Annotated in this window: 18 protein-coding genes and 1 pseudogene; 13 read left to right on the top strand and 6 right to left on the bottom strand. The window is 63.8% G+C overall.

Annotated features, from left to right (window positions below; translation table 11 throughout):
- Positions 1-399, top strand: a pseudogene (locus KBA48_RS26330) (class I SAM-dependent DNA methyltransferase); the annotation flags it as partial.
- 327 nt (positions 400-726) lie between these two features.
- Here KBA48_RS26330 and KBA48_RS26325 read toward each other — a convergent pair.
- The 4 genes from KBA48_RS26325 to KBA48_RS26310 all read right to left on the bottom strand — a co-directional run bounded on the left by KBA48_RS26325 (position 727) and on the right by KBA48_RS26310 (position 5,992).
- On the bottom strand, positions 727-972 hold the full coding sequence (locus KBA48_RS26325) for a toxin-antitoxin system HicB family antitoxin (RefSeq protein WP_292911665.1): 246 nt from the start codon (positions 970-972) through the stop codon (positions 727-729).
- Complete coding sequence (locus KBA48_RS26320; protein ID WP_292911664.1) at positions 969-1,391, bottom strand: putative toxin-antitoxin system toxin component, PIN family; 423 nt, start codon at positions 1,389-1,391, stop codon at positions 969-971. The genes KBA48_RS26325 and KBA48_RS26320 overlap by 4 nt, the downstream gene beginning before the upstream one ends.
- Positions 1,392-1,502: 111 nt before the next feature.
- A complete protein-coding gene (locus KBA48_RS26315; RefSeq protein ID WP_292911663.1) occupies positions 1,503-5,096 on the bottom strand; it encodes a M1 family aminopeptidase in 3,594 nt (1,197 codons plus the stop codon).
- Positions 5,097-5,113: 17 nt separating this feature from the next.
- Positions 5,114-5,992, bottom strand: coding sequence for an ABC transporter ATP-binding protein (locus KBA48_RS26310; protein WP_292911662.1), 879 nt, complete (start codon positions 5,990-5,992; stop codon positions 5,114-5,116).
- A gap of 179 nt (positions 5,993-6,171) precedes the next feature.
- Here KBA48_RS26310 and KBA48_RS26305 point away from each other — a divergent pair, with 179 nt between their 5' ends.
- Positions 6,172-6,708, top strand: a complete 537-nt coding sequence (locus tag KBA48_RS26305) for a hypothetical protein (RefSeq protein ID WP_292911661.1) — start codon at positions 6,172-6,174, stop codon at positions 6,706-6,708.
- A gap of 153 nt (positions 6,709-6,861) precedes the next feature.
- Here the strand turns inward: KBA48_RS26305 and KBA48_RS26300 are convergent, their stop codons facing one another.
- The gene (locus KBA48_RS26300; RefSeq protein ID WP_292911660.1) at positions 6,862-7,266 is read right to left on the bottom strand and encodes a GreA/GreB family elongation factor; all 405 of its coding nucleotides are present in this window, start codon (positions 7,264-7,266) and stop codon (positions 6,862-6,864) included.
- 182 nt (positions 7,267-7,448) lie between these two features.
- Here KBA48_RS26300 and KBA48_RS26295 point away from each other — a divergent pair, with 182 nt between their 5' ends.
- The 11 genes from KBA48_RS26295 (at position 7,449) to KBA48_RS26245 (ending at position 17,376) form a co-directional block, all read left to right on the top strand.
- Positions 7,449-7,601, top strand: a complete 153-nt coding sequence (locus KBA48_RS26295; RefSeq protein ID WP_292911659.1) for a DUF3309 family protein — start codon at positions 7,449-7,451, stop codon at positions 7,599-7,601.
- Between the two features lie 70 nt (positions 7,602-7,671).
- Positions 7,672-8,148 (top strand): nucleoside deaminase, encoded by a 477-nt coding sequence (locus KBA48_RS26290; RefSeq protein WP_292911658.1) that lies wholly within the window; start codon positions 7,672-7,674, stop codon positions 8,146-8,148.
- Between the two features lie 15 nt (positions 8,149-8,163).
- Positions 8,164-8,796 (top strand): bifunctional nicotinamidase/pyrazinamidase, encoded by a 633-nt coding sequence (gene pncA / locus KBA48_RS26285; RefSeq protein ID WP_292911657.1) that lies wholly within the window; start codon positions 8,164-8,166, stop codon positions 8,794-8,796.
- A gap of 213 nt (positions 8,797-9,009) precedes the next feature.
- Positions 9,010-9,732, top strand: a complete 723-nt coding sequence (locus tag KBA48_RS26280) for a glycosyltransferase family 2 protein (protein WP_292911656.1) — start codon at positions 9,010-9,012, stop codon at positions 9,730-9,732.
- Entirely contained in the window at positions 9,729-10,043 is a 315-nt protein-coding gene (locus KBA48_RS26275) for a lipid-A-disaccharide synthase N-terminal domain-containing protein (protein ID WP_292911655.1), read from the top strand. Before KBA48_RS26280 ends, KBA48_RS26275 begins: the two co-directional genes overlap by 4 nt.
- A complete protein-coding gene (locus KBA48_RS26270; protein ID WP_292911654.1) occupies positions 10,040-11,692 on the top strand; it encodes a glycosyltransferase family 39 protein in 1,653 nt (550 codons plus the stop codon). The genes KBA48_RS26275 and KBA48_RS26270 overlap by 4 nt, the downstream gene beginning before the upstream one ends.
- Positions 11,693-11,771: 79 nt before the next feature.
- The gene (locus KBA48_RS26265; protein WP_292911653.1) at positions 11,772-12,239 is read left to right on the top strand and encodes a RidA family protein; all 468 of its coding nucleotides are present in this window, start codon (positions 11,772-11,774) and stop codon (positions 12,237-12,239) included.
- A gap of 189 nt (positions 12,240-12,428) precedes the next feature.
- The gene (locus tag KBA48_RS26260; protein ID WP_292911652.1) at positions 12,429-13,607 is read left to right on the top strand and encodes a GNAT family N-acetyltransferase; all 1,179 of its coding nucleotides are present in this window, start codon (positions 12,429-12,431) and stop codon (positions 13,605-13,607) included.
- Between the two features lie 98 nt (positions 13,608-13,705).
- The gene (locus KBA48_RS26255) at positions 13,706-14,878 is read left to right on the top strand and encodes a GNAT family N-acetyltransferase (RefSeq protein WP_292911651.1); all 1,173 of its coding nucleotides are present in this window, start codon (positions 13,706-13,708) and stop codon (positions 14,876-14,878) included.
- Positions 14,879-15,071: 193 nt separating this feature from the next.
- Positions 15,072-16,694: a tetratricopeptide repeat protein gene (locus KBA48_RS26250; RefSeq protein ID WP_292911650.1), complete on the top strand. Its 1,623-nt coding sequence runs from the start codon at positions 15,072-15,074 to the stop codon at positions 16,692-16,694.
- Between the two features lie 142 nt (positions 16,695-16,836).
- Positions 16,837-17,376 (top strand): thioesterase family protein, encoded by a 540-nt coding sequence (locus KBA48_RS26245; RefSeq protein ID WP_292911649.1) that lies wholly within the window; start codon positions 16,837-16,839, stop codon positions 17,374-17,376.
- Positions 17,377-17,673: 297 nt separating this feature from the next.
- Here the strand turns inward: KBA48_RS26245 and KBA48_RS26240 are convergent.
- Positions 17,674-18,370 (bottom strand): prolyl oligopeptidase family serine peptidase (locus tag KBA48_RS26240; RefSeq protein ID WP_292911648.1); only part of this gene is annotated, 697 nt, incomplete at its 5' end.

The following is an 18,370-nucleotide window of genomic DNA, read 5'->3' as shown; positions in this document are numbered from 1 at the left end:
GCCGATGCCTATGGCTGGCCCGCCGACCTGTCCGACCGTGACATCCTTTTCCGGCTGGTGGCCTTGAACAAAGAACGGGCGGCGGAGGAGGCGCGGGGCCTTGTCCGCTGGCTGCGCCCGGAATTTCAGAATCCCGGTGGGGTGCAGGCGGGCGAACAATTGTCCGCCGACCTGGGGGAGGCGACGGTGGCCGCTACCCGGCCCGCCTGGCCCAAGCTTCCCGCCGATCAGGTTCAGGCCCTGCGTCAGACCCTGTCCGCCGCCAACAGCGCGCTGCCCGCCGACGCGGTGGCCCGCGCCTTCAAGGGCGCGCGGGGCAAACAGGTCAAGGATATGCTGGACCTGCTTGTCGCCCTGGGTCAGGCACGGCGCATCAGCGATGGCCGCTACGCCGCGTGAGGGGGGAAAGGTCAATCTCATACCAATCTCCCTTGATCGTGACCGATCCAGGGAGATTGTGTGTTCCCTCATGCGCCGGGCGCCGCCATCCGGCGGCTTGGCTTGCGCCGCACGTGCGGCGGGCCGCCAGTCGGCGGCCTCCAATCCGCCAAAGGTCAAACCTTCGGCAGATTGGTGTCATGCCAGCGGCTGAAAATCTTGACCGATCATCAAGATTTTCAGCACCTCAAGCGCCGGCGCCAACATCCGTTGGCTTGGTTTCACGCAGCACGTGCCGCGCGGCGGCGCTCGCCGCCGTACACCGGTCATAATTTATGACCGGTGGTATCACTCCATCCGATCATCGTCGCGTGGTGCGTTGCCTTGGCCCGACCGGGCCAGGATTTCCTTGGCGCGACCGGGGACCGCACGGGCACCACGGGCCGCGAAATAGCGTTCGGCCTCTACCTGTGCGCCGACGCGGGATGCCAGGGCGGTCGCCACATACTGGTTCAGGCTGACGCCCGCCCGATCGGCCAGACGGGCCGCTTCGGCCTTGAGATCGTCAGGGATGCGCAGGGGGAAACTGCTCATTTTAACCTCCGCAAAACATCGATCGGTCGTTGTACAGTGACACCAAAGGGGCGGGCAGCGGCGGCAAGGTCTGTCAGGTTGAAGCTGGCGATCATGTCCGCGTTACCATTGACCGCTGTTTCCAAAACATGGTCGTCGTCCGGATCGTTCGCAGACGGTCGCCAACGGTAATCGAATGCGACCGGCACACAGGACAAGGCCAATTCGTCCAGAACAGCCAGAACATCGGCAACGCCGATCCCGAACTGTTGAAGATTACGCGGTCGTGTCAGCACGGCCTCATACTCAACCATCAAGGTCGTTGACAAAAGCAGCGACGCCTTACCGTCAAGAATGTCCAGCAACAGCCGTCGGGATGCGCCGGTCGGGCTGTTGAAGGCGGCAAACAGCACATCGGTATCAACCACGATCTTCAACATGGTGATATCATATACGACATCGTTATGGGCGTCGAGATCGCGCAGGTACCTATCCTGCGTCGGTGCCCACGCAAACGGGGGTGCCTGCGGGCACCCCCGACCGCCAGTCGCCTACTTCACCTCCACCTTCACGATATTATCGTCCGAATTCCGGTCGATCAGTTTGTTGTACGGGTCGATGCCGGCATGGGTGGGGAGTTTGTCGGTCACGAACTCGATGATGGTCGTTTTGTCATCCACGGGGTGTTTTTCCAGGATCACCACCTTGGACGCATCGAACCCGTCATCGCCGGGGCTGGCGGTGAACAGGCCGATATCGATGGGCAGGGACAGGGGCAGCTTGGTTTCCTTGCCCTGGCCATCGGCCTCCACCTTGCTGGCCTTGACGGTCAGCGCGAGTTTGTAGCGGCCGTCATCCTGCTTTTCGGCGCTGGCCGACACGGCCTTCAGATCATAGAGCGTGATCTTTTCCAGTGTGTCGGTGATCAGATCGGCCTTGCCCGGCCCCGCTTCCTCCTTCAACAGGCGGATCAGGTCGGTGGAGCGAGGGTAGGGGTCGGATTTGTATTTGGTCTCTTGCACCAGACGGGCCAGCGCCCGGTTGACCACATCCTCGCCCAACTGGTCGCGCAGGAAGTAGAGGGCGACGGAGCCCTTGCGGTAATGGATATATTGCTGGTTCTCCACCCGGGCCAGCGGCTGTTCCTCCCGGTCCTCACCCCCGCGGGCGCGTAGATAGCTGTCCAGTTCATATTTCAGGAAACGGCGGATCTTGTCGGGGCCATAGGTCTTTTCCATGACCATCAGGGCGCTGTATTGCGACAGGCTTTCCGACAACAGCGTCGCCCCCTGGACATTGGCCCCCATCACCTGATGCGCCCACCATTGGTGCGCCACCTCATGCGCCGTGACGTAATAGACATAGTCGATCTTGTTAGGATCGCGCACATCGGCGACGAAGCCAATGGCCTCTGAATAGGGCACGGTGTTGGGGAAGGACTGGGCAAAGCTGGCATAGGCGGGGAATTCCAGGATGCGCATCTGCCGGTGCTGATAGGGGCCGAAGGCATTGCTGAAATAATCCAGGCTGTCCTTCACCGCACGGATCATGCGGTCCACATTATAGGCGTGGGGGGCGTGATAAAGGACGGAGACATCCACATCCTTCCACTTGTCCTGTTTGACGGTATAGCGCGCCGACAGCCAGGAATAGAAATGCAGGATGGGGGCATCCATCTTGTAATGGAAATAACGCCGGCCCTTGTCCGTCCATTCCTTTTCCAGATAGCCGGGGGCCATGGCGATCTGGTCTTCGCTGGTCGACACGGTGGTCTCGAACGTCACGAAGTCGCTGTCGCTGCGCAGGTAGTTATTGTGCCACTGGCTTTCATCCTCCAGCGCGGCCATGCGGTCATTGGGCGGCAGGTCATATTTGCGGCGGTCGGCGCGGCCCTGCAGCATCATGCCGTCGACAAAGCCGATGGCCGGCGTGACCGCTATGTTGTTGATGAAGGAACCGTTGGCCACCAGATCGGTGGGGCCGCCATCATTGTCGAACCCCTGGTAATGCAGCCGGGTCACATAGTCCAGCGACAGACGCTCCCCCGGCTTCATGGGGGTTTTCAGGGTGATGCTGTAGAGATTGTAGGTGGCGTCCAGATCGACCGTGCCGGCGTTCTGAAGCTCCAGGGACGGCACCTCCAGGCCCGTCATCGGCGGCTGGAACTGCACATGGATGACGGGGATGTCGCCGCCGGTCCTGTTCTCCAGCAGGTAATGGCCGCGCACCTCCATCCGCCGGTCGGCGGGGAAGATGTCGGCATCGGTGCGCACGTCGGTGATGCGTGGCTGCGGCAGCTTTTCCAGGGCGGCGCGGTACTTCCTCTCATACTCCACCCGGAACGTCTCGCCCTCCTTCTTGCTGACGATCTCGTTCAGGATATGGGTGTTGTAGAAGATGTAACCGCCCGTGACGGCAAAGCCGACAAGGCACAGGGCCACCAGCCCGCGCTGAACCCCCGTCCAGCCCCGGCCCAGCGATGAAAGCCGCTGGCGCAGGGGGGCCATGGTGCCACGGGTCCAGCCGCGCTGGGCCAGCACCATCAGGATGATGGCCATGAAGCCCCAGTACAGCGTGAACCAGGCATTGGCCGGCCCGAAATGACCCAGCCCGTTCATGTCGGACAGGGGCACATCGGGGCTGCCGCCATAGAGCAGCAGATTATCCTCCAGCCCCAGACGGCCCGCCACCATGGTCAGGATCAACCAGCCCACCATGATCAGCATGCCCAGATATTTGTTGCCGGCCATGACCTGGAAGAACATGGACAGGACCGCGAACAGCAGGAACTGCAACGCCGTCACGCCCAGCAGATAGCGGACATAGACGCCGAATTCGATTTCATGCGCGAAGCCGCGGAAGATCTGCACCCCCAGCCCCATAAGGATGCCGACCCCCATCAGCATCATCAGGACCAGCGCCATGGCGGCAAATTTCGACAGCACGAACACCCAGTTGGGGGTGGGCGTGGCGTCGATGATCTCGTTGAACCTGGCCTGCCGCTCCCGCCAGACCAGCTCGCCCGCGAAATAGACGGACACGATCAGCGGTACGACGGAGAAGGCGCCGTTCAGCAGCTCCACCACGGTCCGGGTCAGGGGGTAGAGATCGGTGCCATACAGGGTGCCGATCCGGATCAGCGCCCCCAGCGCATTGAACGCACCCAGCGCCAGCAGCACCAGGAAACCCAGATTCTTCACCCCCGCCTTCACCTCGAACCATGTGCGCAGGCGGAACTGTGCCAGGGTGTCGGCAAAGGCGTGGTGGGTGCGGGCGCGGGGCAGGGCGGGCACGACGGCGGCCGCCGCCGCCAGCGCTTCGCCCTTGGCCTTGTCCGCCTTGCGGGGGGCGCGTTCGGCAAAGCTGAACCGCCAGATGGTCAGGGCGGAAACGGCCAGCCCGAACCCCGTCCAGATCAGCCGGTTCCAGACCAGCATGCCCTCGAACGGCACCATCTGGGTATTGCGTTCCAGAACGGTCCAGTAGCGGGTGATATTGCCCAGTGCCGGCAGGCCGAACGGGTCCAGAAGGGCGCGGATCTCGCGGAATTCCGGCTCGCTGAACATACGCGATGTCACCAGATAGACGATCAGCACGGCCACCAGGGCCACATAGGTCAGCATCAGGCTGCGCGTGGCCGTGGCCACCGCAAAAAAGATCGCGCCCATGGCCAGCAGGTTGGGAATGGCAATGACGGCCAGGGTGAAGAGGTAATCGCCGGGCCGGAACGGTCCCACCGTTTCCGGGTCCAGCCACCACATGGCGCTGCCCAGCGCCATGCCCGCCGCCGTCATGGAAAAGGCCAGCGCCACGGCGGCAAAGGCGCCCGTGAACCGGCCGATCAGATAGGGGTATTTGCCCACCGGCAGGGAATGCATGATCCCCGCCATCTTCGTCTCATGATCGCGCAGCACCACGTTGGCCAGAATGGACACGGGGATGAACATGCCGAAGATGGACAGGATGGCCAGTGTCTGCATCACCGCGAAGGGCGAATTGACATGGACCGCGTCGCTGGACCCGATCTGGATATTGTCGATGGTGACCGACAGGAAGGTCAGCAGACCAAAAATCAGCGAGGTGACGATAAAGACGGGCTGGCGGATCTGATACCGCAACTCGAACCAGGCGATTTTGCCGAACATGGGGCGGTCTCCCGGTCTCAGGCGGCGGCGCGGCTGGCGCGCAGGGTGGAGAAATACACATCCTCCAGGCTGCCGGGCACGGGTTCGAACCCGTCGCCGGGATCATTGTCGCTGACCACATGCACCACGCTGCGGCCTGCGAACAGGCGCGTGGAGATGACCTGATGGCGGGCCTGATGGTCGGCGACCTCGGCCTTGTCCACCACCTTGCGCCAGATGCGGCCGCGCATGCCCTCGATCAGGGACAGCGGCTCGCCCTCCGCCACGATGCGGCCGCCCACGATGATGGCCATGTTCTGGCACAGGTCGGCCACATCCTCCACGATATGGGTGGACAGGATCACCACCACATTCTCCCCGATCTCCGACAGAAGATTGTGGAAACGGTTGCGCTCCTCCGGGTCCAGGCCGGCGGTGGGCTCGTCCACGATGATCAGCTTGGGTTCCCCCAGCAGGGCCTGGGCGATGCCGAACCGTTGCCGCATGCCGCCGGAATAGCCGGCCAGCGCCTTTTTGCGCACCGGATACAGGTTGGTCTGCTGCAACAGGGCGGTCACCACCTCCCGCCGCTCCTTAGCGTGGGTCAATCCCTTCAGCACGGCCAGATGGTCCAGCATGTCCTCTGCCGAGATGCGCGGATAGACGCCGAATTCCTGCGGCAGATAGCCCAGCGTGCGGCGCAGGGCCATCGGGTCGGCCAGGACGTCGATTCCATCAAAATGGATCTGGCCGGCGGTGGGTTGCTGCAAGGTGGCGACGGTACGCATCAGGGTCGATTTGCCGGCACCATTGGGGCCCAGCAGGCCGAACATGCCGCGCGGCACGGTCAGGTTCACGCCGCTCAGCGCCTGGACACCATTGCCGTAGATGTGGGACAGGTCCTTGATGGAAAGCATATTTCCCCCGAAATTCGCGTGCGCCCGGCGTTAAGGCGCGGCCCCCGGCCACCGCCTTAACGCATCGTTAACCATTGGCCTATCAAGGCATGGAAGCTTGCACCCGCGCAAGGACCGCTTCTGCCATTCCCGCGGGAACCCTTTCGGTTGGCAAAACAACCGCCTATATAGGTGCCTCGATGATGCTCCGGCTGGTGGCGATAACCCCGATCATGAAGCGTACCTATACCCGCAAGGAAGTGCAGGACCTGCTGGGCGCCCTGGAACGCCAGGCGCGCGATGCCATCCGCCTCGCCAAAAGCGCGGAGGAGGAGGCGGCCAAGGACAGTTTCATGGCCTATAACGACTTCCGCAACAAGGTGGGGGAATTCCGGGCGCTGTGCATCCTGATCGAGGGCCGCTTGCGCGCCGTGGACACGGCCCGCGTCGATGACCTGAAAGAGGAATATGCGCGGCTGGACACGCTGATGCTGGGCCTGCTGGTCCGGGCCTCGATGCGGTTTTTCTTTGTGCTGTCGGCCAAGACCATGCTGCCCATGGGCGCGCGCGACATCTTCATTGCCGAATTGCGCAGCCTGCACGATGCGGCGGAAAAGCTGCGCCGTCCCGAATATGCCGCCATCATGGGCGACAAGCTGAAGGGTGATCTGGAAACCGCCGAACTGATCCTGGAAGAGATCATCGACAAGGCGCCGGGTCTGCTGAATTTCGGCTGACGGCGTGGGGCGCTCCCTCACCCTCCCAAGCCCTGACGGGGTTGGGGCCGCTGCCTCGCCCACGTCAGTGGGAGAGGGGAGGGGCCCCGTTGGCGTCAGCCTATAGGAGGGTGAGGCCAATGGGAGGGTGAGGGGTGACCCCGGCGATCGATGCTATTCGCCGTTCACCACCCTGGTCACGGTGATGCGCTTTTCCCGCCGGTCCACGGTCTGATAGGTGATGCTCTGTCCCGGCGACAGGCCCAGCAGGGCGCACCCCACGGGCGTCAGGATCGAAATGGCGTCGGGCGGCACCGGGCAGCCTTCCTCCGGCATATGCAGGGTGCCACTGTGGGCGGCGCCGTTATCGTCGGTGAAATGCACCTGCGACCCCAGCCGTACAAAGGGGCGCCGCGTCTGATGATCCACGATGTCGGCACGCAGGACCTCCTGCTGCAGGAACATCGAAATCCGCGCGTAGGAACGGTGCATGCTGTCAAGCAACGTCTCAAGCTTCTGCAAATCATCGCGCAGGATGCGAATGGGCGGGTCGCCGATCTGGACTTTACGGTTCATCATTTCCTCTGTGGAACAAAACACCCGAAACTGGGTGCTTGAGGCAGCAAGCCCCATGTCAGGGCAAAGGTCAACCCGTCGCGACGTTGCGTCGCGAAAGGGGTAGCCCGTAATCGCCCGCACCCATTTGTGCTCCTGTGTTGTTGAGAAGGTGGGCGTAACGACAACACAAGATGGAGTGCCCTATGACTACGATCATTCTGATCATCCTGATTCTCATCCTTATTGGTGCCCTGCCCACCTGGGGCTACAGCCGTGGCTGGGGTTACGGCCCGTCCGGCCTTCTGGGCACGGTGCTGATCGTCGTGCTGATCCTGATGCTGCTGGGACGCATTTAACCCCGTGACATCTTCCATGGACGGACGCTATCCCTTGGGGCTGTTTTCAGTTCCAAGGGATAGCGTCCGTATGTCCGATCAAGACCAGCATTTCCTGTCGCTTGCCGCCGACCTGTCCCGTCAGGGCATGGAAGGCGGGCAGGGCGGGCCCTTCGGGTCGGTGGTGGTGATGGATGGAAGGGTGGTCGGGCGCGGCTGCAATCAGGTCACCTCTACCAACGACCCCACGGCCCATGCCGAGGTTGTGGCCATCCGCGATGCCTGCCGCAGCCTGGGCCGGTTCGATCTGCGCGGGGCCGTGCTTTATGCCAGTTGCGAGCCCTGTCCCATGTGCCTGGCATCGGCGCTGTGGGCGCGTGTGGATCGCATCGTCTATGCCAATGACCGGTTTCAGGCGGCCGATATCGGCTTTGACGACGCCCTGATCTATGAACAGGTGGCGGTGGCCCCGGACCAGCGTATCATCCCCTGCGACCATCGGCCCAATGACGACGCCCTGTCCGTCTTCCATGACTGGGCCGCAAAGGCCGACCGCGTACCCTATTGATGCCGGGGAGGGGTGATGGCGATGTTGTGTGCGACCGACCTGCTGGTCCTGGTCGATATCCAGAATGATTTCTGTCCCGGTGGCGCCCTGGCCGTGGCCGATGGCGATGCCGTGGTCCCGCTGGCCAATGATCTGGCCCGGCGCTTTCATGCGGCCGGGGCCGGTGTGGTCCTGACCCAGGACTGGCACCCGCCCGGCCATTCCAGCTTCGCCGACAGCCATCCGGGCACCAGCCCGTTCCAGACCATCCGCCTGGATTACGGTGACCAGACCCTGTGGCCCGCCCATTGTGTGCAGGGCACGAAGGGGGCGGAATTCCATGCCGGGCTGGATGTGCCCATGGCCGCGCTGGTGGTGCGCAAGGGTTTCCGCCCCGCCATCGACAGCTATTCCGCCTTTTTCGAAAATGATCGGCATACGCCCACGGGCCTGGCCGGCTATTGCCGGGAACGCGGCTTCACCCGCCTGTTTTTTGCGGGCCTGGCCACCGATTTCTGTGTCGCCTATTCGGCCGAGGATGCGGCCCGGTCGGGCTTTGCCTCTGTCCTGCTGACGGGGGCCAGCCGGGCCATCGACCTGGACGGATCGCTGGATGCGGCCATGGCGCGGCTGGCGGCGGCCGGTGTGACGGTGGTGGAGACCCTCTGACACCACGCGATATGGGGCGGCGACCGCCGCCGCGCCGCCCACGCGGTGTGAAGCCAGGCCGCCGGATGGCGGCGCCCGGCGCGGGAGGGAACAAGCATGCCCCGGGTCTGACAGGCGCCTAACGGGGGGCAGGCGCATCAAAGCGTCACTTTTCTTCCCACGCCGAACGGATTATGCCGCCTAGTCGATGGTCCCGCACCGGTTGGAGGTTGCGTGCAGCTTTCCGTTCTGATCCCGGTCCTGGATGAACAGGACAATATCCTGCCGCTGCTGGAAGAGCTTTATGCGGCGCTGGCCGCCTCCCCGGCGTTTGAGGTGGTGGTGATCGATGATGGATCGACCGACGCCACGGCCGTCCGTGTGCAACGGGTCCTGCCCGAATATCCCACCCTGCGCCTGATCCGCCATGCCAGTCGTGCCGGGAAAAGTGCGGCCCTGGTCACCGGTGCCCGCGCGGCGCAGGGCAAGTGGCTGGTCTTCATCGATGGCGACCGGCAGAACGATCCCGCCGACATCCCCGCCATGCTGGACGCTGTGCTGGTGGATGAGGATCTGGTCCTGGTCAACGGGGTGCGGCGGCGGCGGCAGGACACGCTGTCCAAGCGGCTGGCATCGCGTGCCGCCAATCTTATCCGCCGTTCCGTCCTGCGCGATGATTGCCCTGATACGGGCTGCGGGCTGAAACTGATCCGCCGCGATCTGTTCCTGGACCTGCCCGCCGTCGATTGCCTGCATCGCTTCATTCCGGCCCTGGTCAAGGGACGGGGGCGGGCCTCTGCCAACCTGCCGGTGAATGACCGCCCGCGCGCCACCGGCATGTCCAAATATACCAACCTGCACCGCGCGGCTGTGGGCCTGTGGGACCTGTTCGGTGTCATGTGGCTGCTGCGGCGGCAGAAACGCCCGATGGCGGTGACAGAGGTGAAGGCACCATGATCTGGACCCAGTTGAACCAGTGGTGGCATGCCGCCGTCGATGGGCAGGAATGGCTGGTCCTGTTCGGCATGTCGGCGCAGGCCATGTTCATGATGCGCTTCGTCGTGCAATGGATCAGTTCCGAACGCGCCCGGCGCAGCGTCATGCCCGTGGCCTTCTGGTGGTTCAGCCTAGGGGGTGGCCTGCTGCTGACCATCTATGGTTTCCTGAAGCATGAACTGGTGATCATCGCGGGGCAATTGCCGGCCCTGATCATCTATTCCCGCAATCTGCACCTGATCCGCCGCGAAAGGCGGGAGGCGGGGGCATGAGCCCGGAACAGCCGCTGCGGAAGGTCTGGCTGTTCCTGGCTTTGCTAGCCTTTGCCGCCTTTGCGCAGGGGTTTTTCACCATCCCGCCCTTTGACCGGGATGAAAGCCGCTATGTCCAGGCCAGCCACCAGATGTTGGAAACCGGCGATTTCATCGATATCCGGTTCCAGGAGGAGGCGCGGCACAAGAAGCCGGTGGGCATCTACTGGATGCAGGCGGCCACCGTCCACCTGCTGACAGGGGGACAGGATACGGGACCGGTCTGGATGTACCGGCTGCCCTCGCTGATCGGCGCCATCGTGGCCGTCCTGCTGACGGCCTGGGCGGGTCTGGCGCTGTTCGGGCCGGGGGCGGGCGCCATCGCCGCCATGATGATGGCCACCTGCGTCATCCTGGGCGTGGAAGCGCGCATGGCCAAGACCGATGCGGTGCAGTTGGCCTGCGTGCTGGGCTGTATGGGTGTGCTGGCGCGCGCCTATCTGCGGCCCGACCGGGCCTTGCCCCTGTCGACCGCCCTGCTGTTCTGGGTGGCGCTGGGCATCGGGGTGCTGGTCAAGGGCGTGATCCTGATGGTGGTGGGTGCTGCCATCCTGGCCCTGTGGCTGATCGACCGGGAGGTCTGGTGGCTGCGGCGTCTGCGGCCCGCCCTGGGCCTGCTGCTGTTCCTGGCCATCATCCTGCCCTGGCTGATCGCCATTGCCATCGCCACCAAGGGCGCCTTCTTCGGCACCGCCGTGGGGCATGAATTCCTGGGCAAGGCCGCCACGGGGCAGGAGAACCATGCCGGCCCGCCGGGTTATTTCCTGGCGACCTTCTGGCTCAGTTTCTGGCCCTGGGCGCCGCTGGTGCTGTTGTCTGTGCCCCTGATCTGGGCACGCCGGCACGAGGCGGCGGTGCGTTTCTGCCTGGCCTGGATCATCCCGACCTGGGCGATCCATGAGGCGGTGGTGACCAAGCTGCCGCATTACACCCTGCCGGTCCTGCCGGCCCTGGCCCTGCTGGCGGCCGCCATGGTGATCACCAAACGCCGCGCCCCCCTATCCCGTGACTGGGTCTGGGCGGCGATCGCCATGGCCGTTATCGTGTCGCTGGCCTTCGCGGGCGCCATCATCGGCTTTCCGGTGCAGATGACGGGGCAGGTGCAGGCGGGGTCCGTCGTGGCGGCCCTTTCCATCCTGGCCGTGGGCGGCCTGACCGTCTGGCTGGTCCGGTCGGCGCGGGGGGATGCGGCCCTGGGCATCGCCGTGGCGGCCGTCATCGCCTATATCGGCATCTTCGCCATGGCCTTGCCCGGCCTGACACCGATGTGGCTCAGCCCGCAGGTGAAGCAGGTGGTGGATGAACACAAGCCCTGTTCCGGCAGCATCCTGGCTGCCGGCGGCTATAACGAGCCGTCGATGGTCTTCCTGGTGGGCACGGCCACGCGCCTGGGCGGGGGTGAACTGGTGGCCGCCCACCTTCTGTCCGACCCTGCCTGCGCCATCGGCATGGTGACCACAGGGCGGGAGGAGGCGGCGTTCCAGGCCGCCCTGCGCGCCGCCGGCCGTGAACCCAGGATGGTGGCGGAACTGTCGGGCTTCAACTATTCGCGCGGCAAGCCCGCGACCCTGCATTTCTACCTGTTGTCAGACCGGGTTATCGGTCCATAAGCCGTCGCCACGGGGCTTTGCCCTTGTGCGTGCCTGCTGCTATCAAGGCGGCAACACTGTTTCTGGAATGGAGGTTTTTATGCCGGGTCGTATCGACGCGCGTCTGGCCGAACTGAACATCGAACTGCCCAAGGCCGCCGTGCCTCTGGCCGCCTATGTGACCGCCGTGCGCACCGGCAGTCAGTTGTTCATCTCTGGCCAGGTGCCGATGTGGAATGGCGAACTGCGCCATGTCGGCAAGCTGGGCGCCGGCTATTCGATCGAGGAGGGGCGCGAGGCGGCCCGCACCTGTGCGCTGAACATCATCGCCCAGGCCAAGCTGGCGCTGGACGGCGATCTGGACCGGATCGTGCGGGTGGTGAAGCTGGTGGGCTTCGTCAATTCCACGGGCGATTTCAATGACCAGCCCAAGGTGATCAACGGCGCGTCGGAACTGTTCGGCGAGATTTTCGGCGATGCCGGCAAACATGCCCGCTCCGCCGTCTCGGCCGCCTCGCTGCCCTTTGGCGTGGCGGTGGAGATCGAGGCGATTCTGGAAGTGGCGTAAGCCGGAGTTTCCCTCTCCCTCTTCCTCTCCCGCAACCGGGCGATGGGCAAAATTTCCGCCCCTCGCCCACGAAAGTGGGAGAGGGAGGGGCCCGAGCCGGAAGGCTTGAGAGGGTGAAGGAACCACGCAGCGCTTGGCCTTCGCCCCGCCAGCCCTATATCCTGACCATTCAACAGCGCGGCGACGCCCATGCAAGACGGTCAGGACCTGGACAATATCAGCATCGACCTTGTCGATGATATCCGCACCATCCCGGCCGCCGACTGGGATGCCTGCCTGCTGGATACGCCGGGCGGGGCCGACAATCCCTTTCTGCGCCATGCCTTTCTGGCGGCGCTGGAGGTCAGCGGGTCGGTGGGCGGTGATACCGGCTGGGACCCGCGCCATATCGCCGTGCGCGGTGCGGATGGCGTGCTGCTGGGTGTCGCCCCGCTTTATGTGAAATACCATTCCTATGGGGAATATGTTTTCGACCATGCCTGGGCCAATGCCCTGGACCGGGCGGGCGGCGATTATTACCCCAAGCTGCAATCGGCCGTGCCCTTCACGCCCGTGACCGGCCCGCGCCTGCTGGTCCGTGCCACGGCACCGCCGGGCATCCATGCCGCGATCATCGCCACCCTGGCCAGCCTGACCCGCCGCAATGACCTGTCCGGCGCCCATGTCACCTTTCCCGATCAGGCCGACCATGACCGGCTGGTCGAGGCCGGCTGGCTGTCGCGCATCGGCACGCAATACCATTGGGACAATCGCGGCTATCGGACCTTCGATGATTTCCTGGCGGCCTTCAGCAGCCGCAAGCGCAAGATGGTGCGCAAGGAACGCCAGACCGTGGCCGATAGCGGCCTGAGCCTGTTCACCCTGACCGGCGCCGACATCCGTGAGGAGCATTGGGACGCGTTCGACCGGCTCTACCGCTCTACGTCCGACCGTAAATGGGGTTCCCCCTATCTGACGCGCGACTTCTTTTTTCAGTTGGGCCAGGACATGGCCGACCGGGTCGTGCTGGTCATGGCGCGCGATGGCGGGCGCTGGGTGGGTGGCGCCTTGAACATGATGGGCGAAACCACGCTTTATGGCCGGAACTGGGGCGGGTCGGAGGCGTACCCGTTCCTGCATTTCGAGGCCTGTTATTACCGCGCCATCGATTTCGCCATCGAACAGGGGCTGACGCGTGTGGAGGCCGGCGCCCAGGGTGAGCACAAGATCCAGCGCGGCTATCTGCCCGTGAAGACCTTTTCCGCCCATTACATCGCCCATCGCGGCCTGCGCTATGCCGTGACCGACTTCCTGTTGAAGGAACGGACAGCGATGGAGGCCCACATCGCCGAACTTCTGGCGGAAAGCCCTTATCGCCAGGATGGCTGAATTGCCTGAATAGGCATGGCTGCCTGTGTATTCACATGATAATTTTAAAAAGAGACACAGTATTAACGCGTTAGCATATTTGGTCCGAGATCCCCCGCATGCTGGACGGTGTCGTTTCACCCGAGTTGACCGTCGAGATATCGGGCCGCATTTCCAGGATTGGTGCGGCGGAATGGGATGCCTGCCTTCTGGATACGCCCGGCGGGGATGACCATCCATTCCTGCGCCACGCCTATTTAAGCGTGCTGGAGGAGTGTGGGGCCATCGATGGTCAGGTCTGGAAGGCCTCTTATCTGACGGCCCGGGATCTGGCCGGCACGCTGGTGGCCGCCATTCCCGTTTTCCTGAAATCCAACCCGTTTGGCGATTTTGTGGAGGAGGGGGCCTGGGTCGATGCCCTGCACCGCACGGGCGGGCACTATTACCCAAAGCTTCAGATCTGCGCCCCGTTCGCCCCTGTCGGCGGGCCGCGCATCCTGCTGCGCCGGGGGGCGCCGCCGGATATCGCGGCGCGGCTGATCGATCTGATGACCCGGACGGCCCGCAAGGACGGGCTGTCCGGCATCCATGCCACCTTCGTGAACGAGGCGGACCTGTCCCGGTTCACGCAGGCCGGGTGGCATGTGCGCACCGATACACAGTTCCACTGGCAGAACAGGGATTACCGCAACTTTGATGATTTTCTGGCCACCCTGACCTGCGACAAGCGGGGCATGATCCGGCGCGAACGCCGGCAGGTGGGGCAGAATGGCGTCGATATCCATGTCCTGACGGGTGCCGACCTGCGGCCGGAACATATGGATGTCTTTGCCGGCTTCTATCGCTCCACCTTCCTGAAAAAACAGACGCTGCCACATCTGCCCCGTGAGTTCTTCCTGCTGCTGGGGGAACGGATGGCGGATGATCTGGTGCTGGTCATGGCGCGGCAGGGCGGGCGCTGGGTGGGCGGCACGCTGAATTTCCGGGGCCGCCGCACCCTGTTCTGCCGAAGCTGGGGCGGGGTGGATGATCTGCCCTTCCTCTATTTCGAGGTCACGAATTACCGCGCCATCGATTGCGCCATTGACCGGGGCCTTTGCGCCGTGGATGGCGGCATGGGCGGCCATTACAAGCTGAAGCGCGGCTATCAGCCTGTGCCCGTCTGGTCGGCCCATCACATGACCGACCCCGCCATGGATGATGCCGTCGCCCGCTTCCTGATCAATGAACGCGCGGTGGTGGCGCGCGACCGGCTTGTGCTGGCCGGGCAGGGGCCCTATCGCGCCGGTTGACGCGGCGACAATTTCCCGGCGCTGCGGGCAAGAAACGCCGCCCCGGCCGCCACCCCACCCGGCATCTTTTGCCGGATGCTGGAAAAATGGCGGATTTCCGGGCTTTTCTCCTGTTGGCACGCCGGTTGCTTTTAGGCTTTCGAACCGATTTGGCCCGCAGCGGCCACGAAGCGCCAAGCCAAGGAGCACCCCCATGTCCTTCGTCCAGGATTGCGTCAGCATCTCCCGTCAGCACCTGATGGCCGGTTACCTGGCCGAAGCCGAAATGAGCTGCCGCACGGCGCTGCAGGCCGAACCGGCCCATTCGGAAGCCACGCACCTGCTGGGTATCATCGCGCTCCGCTCCAACCGCGCGGCAGAGGCGAACGAGCTGTTCTCCAAGGCCATCGAGCTGGACGGTGCCAAGGCCGAATTCCACAACAGCCGTGGCGTGCTGATGTATGGCTGCCGCCGGTTCGAGGAGGCGGAGGTCGAATTCGCCAAGGCCGTGTTGCTGGACGATGCCGACCCGCTGTCCCACAACAATCTGGGCAATGCGCTGCGTGCCCAGGGCAAGCTGGCCGAGGCCGAGCCGCATTTCCGCAAGGCCGTGGAACTGCGCCCCTCCTATGCCGAGGCCCATAATAATCTGGGCAACACCCTGCGCGAGATGGGCAGCCTGGCCGAGGCGGAATTCTGCTTCCGCCACTCGCTGGCCCTGCGGCCCAAGAACCTGGACGCCGCCTACAACCTGGCGGCCCTGCTGCTCTATACCGACCGTCTGGACGAGGCCGGCCGCCTGTTCGCCAATGTCCTGGCGGGCGACCCCAGCCGGGCGGAAGCCGCCATCGGTCTGGCCCAGGTGTTCCAGGGTCAGGGCCGCATCGACGATGCCATTGCGCTGCTGACCGGTGCGCATAACCGCATGCCCGACAATGCCGCCGTGCTGTTCGCGCTGCAACTGCTGCGCTCCACCCAGATCCCCGCCTGGCACATCCCGATGATCAATGATCATGAGCGCAACGACGCCTATGAGGCGGCCCTGCTGAACAGTGTGAAGCCCGGTGACACGGTGCTGGAGATCGGTACGGGTTCGGCCCTGGTCGCCATGATGGCGGCGCGTGCCGGTGCTGGCCATGTCTATACCTGCGAGATGCACCAGCCGCTGGTTGAGGTGGCGCGGGAAACGGTGGCGCTGAACGGGTATGACAAGCACATCACCGTGATCGGCAAGAAGTCCACCGATCTGGTGGTGGGACAGGATATGCCCGAAAAGGCCGATGTCTTCGTGTCGGAACTGATCAATGTCGGCATGCTGGCCCCCGACATGCTGACCATTTTGCAGCATGCCCGCCAGAACCTGCTGAAGCCCGATGCCAAGATCATCCCGGCGGCGGCCACCGTCTATGCCTCGCTGATCCAGGCCGACGATATGCGCCGCATCAGCCCGGTGCGCACCGTCTCCGGCTTTGACATGTCCCGGTTCGATCAGTTCCGCACGCCGGGTTACTGCACCATCGATCTGGCCGCTGATGCGCACCGCATGCTGTCCAACCCGGAAAAGGCCTGGTTCTTCGATTTCTACAAGAACATGCCCGACAGCGACGCCAAGGTCCTGACCGTCACCGCCTCGGAAACGGGTGTGGCCCATGGCATTGCCTTCTGGTTCGACCTGCATATGGATGAGAAGGTCGATTACCACTCCAAGTCGCCGACCCGTACCAACCACTGGAAGCAGGCCGTGTATTTCTTCAATCACGACCTGCCCGTGGTCAAAGGCCAGCCGGTGATGATCGGCACGGGTTATGACCGGACGCAGATCCATTTCTACATCTGAATGGAAATGGATTGCGGATAAGCAAGGGTGATCTGGGGCTTGATTTCTTGCCGGACCTCAACCCCTATCATCCTTGCCCAAAACAAGGGGCGGCCCCAAAAGGGGGCCGCCCTTTGTCTTTTCTGCCGATTTGGTGTTGTCGATGAATTTGATCTTCCGTCTGCTGCGCGTCGTGCTGGCCGCCCTTCTGTCCGGGCGGCGTGTGGAGCCGTTGGGGACCTCCATCCTGGGCTTCCGTGTCTGGTTGAACGATATCGACACGAACCTGCACATGAATAATGGCCGGTACTTCACCATCGCCGATCTGGGCCGGGTCGATCTGATGATCCGCACGGGCATGTTGCGCCTGCTGCTGACCCGCAAATGGGCACCCGTGCTGGGCGGGGCCATGATCCGGTTCCGGCGGGAGTTGAAGCCGTTTCAGCCCTATCGACTGAAAACCCGCGTCCTGTGCTGGGATGGCAAGTGGATCTACCTGGAACATGTGTTCGAGGCGCTGGACGGCCACCTGGCCGCTGTCATCGTTGTGAAGGGCGTGTTTCTGGAACGGGGCCGGTCCATCGAGATGACGGAACTGATGCACCATATGGGCATCGACCTGGAAAGCCCGCCCATGCCCGACGACATCCGCGCCTGGCAGGAGGCGCAACAGGCGGCCAGCGACCGGGCGAAGGAAGGGTGAGGCTGGGGATTGTCGTTCCCTCACCCTCCCAAGCCTTCCGGCTTGGGCCCCTCCCTCTCCCGCAAGCGGGCGAGGGGCGTAAAGGAACATGCTCCGCCCCTCGTCTACGAACTTGGGAGGGTGAGGGAACATGCTCCGCCCCTCGTCTACGAACTTGGGAGGGTGAGGGAACATGCTTCGCCCCTCGCCCACGAACGTGGGAGAGGGAGGGGCCCGAACGCGTCAGCGTTTGGGAGGGTGAGGGAACCACAAAAAAAGGGGAGCCGAAGCCCCCCTTCCTCCAATCCGCCGTCCCCCTTACCGATCAATCAGCTTCTGCGTCAGGTACACGACCTGCAGGGCCGTCACCTCTGCCCGCTGTTTCAGGTTGGCCGCCGCCGAATGGCCGCCTTCCATGTTCTCGTAATACATGACCTTGTGGCCCTGGCTTTCCAGCTTGGCCACAAACTTGCGGGCATGGCCGGGATGGACGCGGTCATCCTTGGTGGAGGTGTAAACAAACGCCTCCGGGTATTTCACGTTCTTACGGACGTTCTGATAGGGGCTGTATTTAGCGATCCAGGCGCGTTCATCGGCCTTTTCCGGGTCGCCATATTCACCCATCCAGGACGCACCGGCCAGCATGGTGTGATAGCGCATCATGTCCAGCAGCGGGACCGCCACGATGACGGCGCCGAACAGGTCCGGGCGCTGGGTCATGGTGACACCAGTCAGCAGGCCGCCGTTGGAGCCACCCTGAATGCCCAGGCGGGCCGGCTTGGTCACCTTGGTCTTGATCAGGTCTTCGGCCACGGCCTGGAAATCATCATAGGCGCGCTGACGGTTCGCCTTCAGCGCCGCCTGATGCCAGCGTGGGCCGAATTCGCCGCCACCCCGGATATTGGCGACGACATAGGCGCCGCCCTGTTCCAGCCAAGCCTTGCCGAACACCGACATATAGGCCGGCGTCATCGAAATCTCGAACCCGCCATAGCCATAGAGCAGGGTCGGATTG

Origin of the sequence: Niveispirillum sp. (assembly GCF_017996735.1) — a bacterium.
GTDB lineage: Bacteria > Pseudomonadota > Alphaproteobacteria > Azospirillales > Azospirillaceae > Niveispirillum.
This window is presented reverse-complemented; position numbering and strand designations above follow the sequence as displayed.

Coding starts and splice junctions, on each gene's coding strand:
- KBA48_RS26325 (WP_292911665.1), bottom strand. CDS start 972: ATGAGCAGTTTCCCCCTGCGCATCCCTGACGATCTCAAGGCCGAAGCG.
- KBA48_RS26320 (WP_292911664.1), bottom strand. CDS start 1,391: ATGTTGAAGATCGTGGTTGATACCGATGTGCTGTTTGCCGCCTTCAAC.
- KBA48_RS26315 (WP_292911663.1), bottom strand. CDS start 5,096: ATGTTCGGCAAAATCGCCTGGTTCGAGTTGCGGTATCAGATCCGCCAG.
- KBA48_RS26310 (WP_292911662.1), bottom strand. CDS start 5,992: ATGCTTTCCATCAAGGACCTGTCCCACATCTACGGCAATGGTGTCCAG.
- KBA48_RS26305 (WP_292911661.1), top strand. CDS start 6,172: ATGATGCTCCGGCTGGTGGCGATAACCCCGATCATGAAGCGTACCTAT.
- KBA48_RS26300 (WP_292911660.1), bottom strand. CDS start 7,266: ATGATGAACCGTAAAGTCCAGATCGGCGACCCGCCCATTCGCATCCTG.
- KBA48_RS26295 (WP_292911659.1), top strand. CDS start 7,449: ATGACTACGATCATTCTGATCATCCTGATTCTCATCCTTATTGGTGCC.
- KBA48_RS26290 (WP_292911658.1), top strand. CDS start 7,672: ATGTCCGATCAAGACCAGCATTTCCTGTCGCTTGCCGCCGACCTGTCC.
- pncA (WP_292911657.1), top strand. CDS start 8,164: ATGGCGATGTTGTGTGCGACCGACCTGCTGGTCCTGGTCGATATCCAG.
- KBA48_RS26275 (WP_292911655.1), top strand. CDS start 9,729: ATGATCTGGACCCAGTTGAACCAGTGGTGGCATGCCGCCGTCGATGGG.
- KBA48_RS26270 (WP_292911654.1), top strand. CDS start 10,040: ATGAGCCCGGAACAGCCGCTGCGGAAGGTCTGGCTGTTCCTGGCTTTG.
- KBA48_RS26265 (WP_292911653.1), top strand. CDS start 11,772: ATGCCGGGTCGTATCGACGCGCGTCTGGCCGAACTGAACATCGAACTG.
- KBA48_RS26260 (WP_292911652.1), top strand. CDS start 12,429: ATGCAAGACGGTCAGGACCTGGACAATATCAGCATCGACCTTGTCGAT.
- KBA48_RS26255 (WP_292911651.1), top strand. CDS start 13,706: ATGCTGGACGGTGTCGTTTCACCCGAGTTGACCGTCGAGATATCGGGC.
- KBA48_RS26250 (WP_292911650.1), top strand. CDS start 15,072: ATGTCCTTCGTCCAGGATTGCGTCAGCATCTCCCGTCAGCACCTGATG.
- KBA48_RS26245 (WP_292911649.1), top strand. CDS start 16,837: ATGAATTTGATCTTCCGTCTGCTGCGCGTCGTGCTGGCCGCCCTTCTG.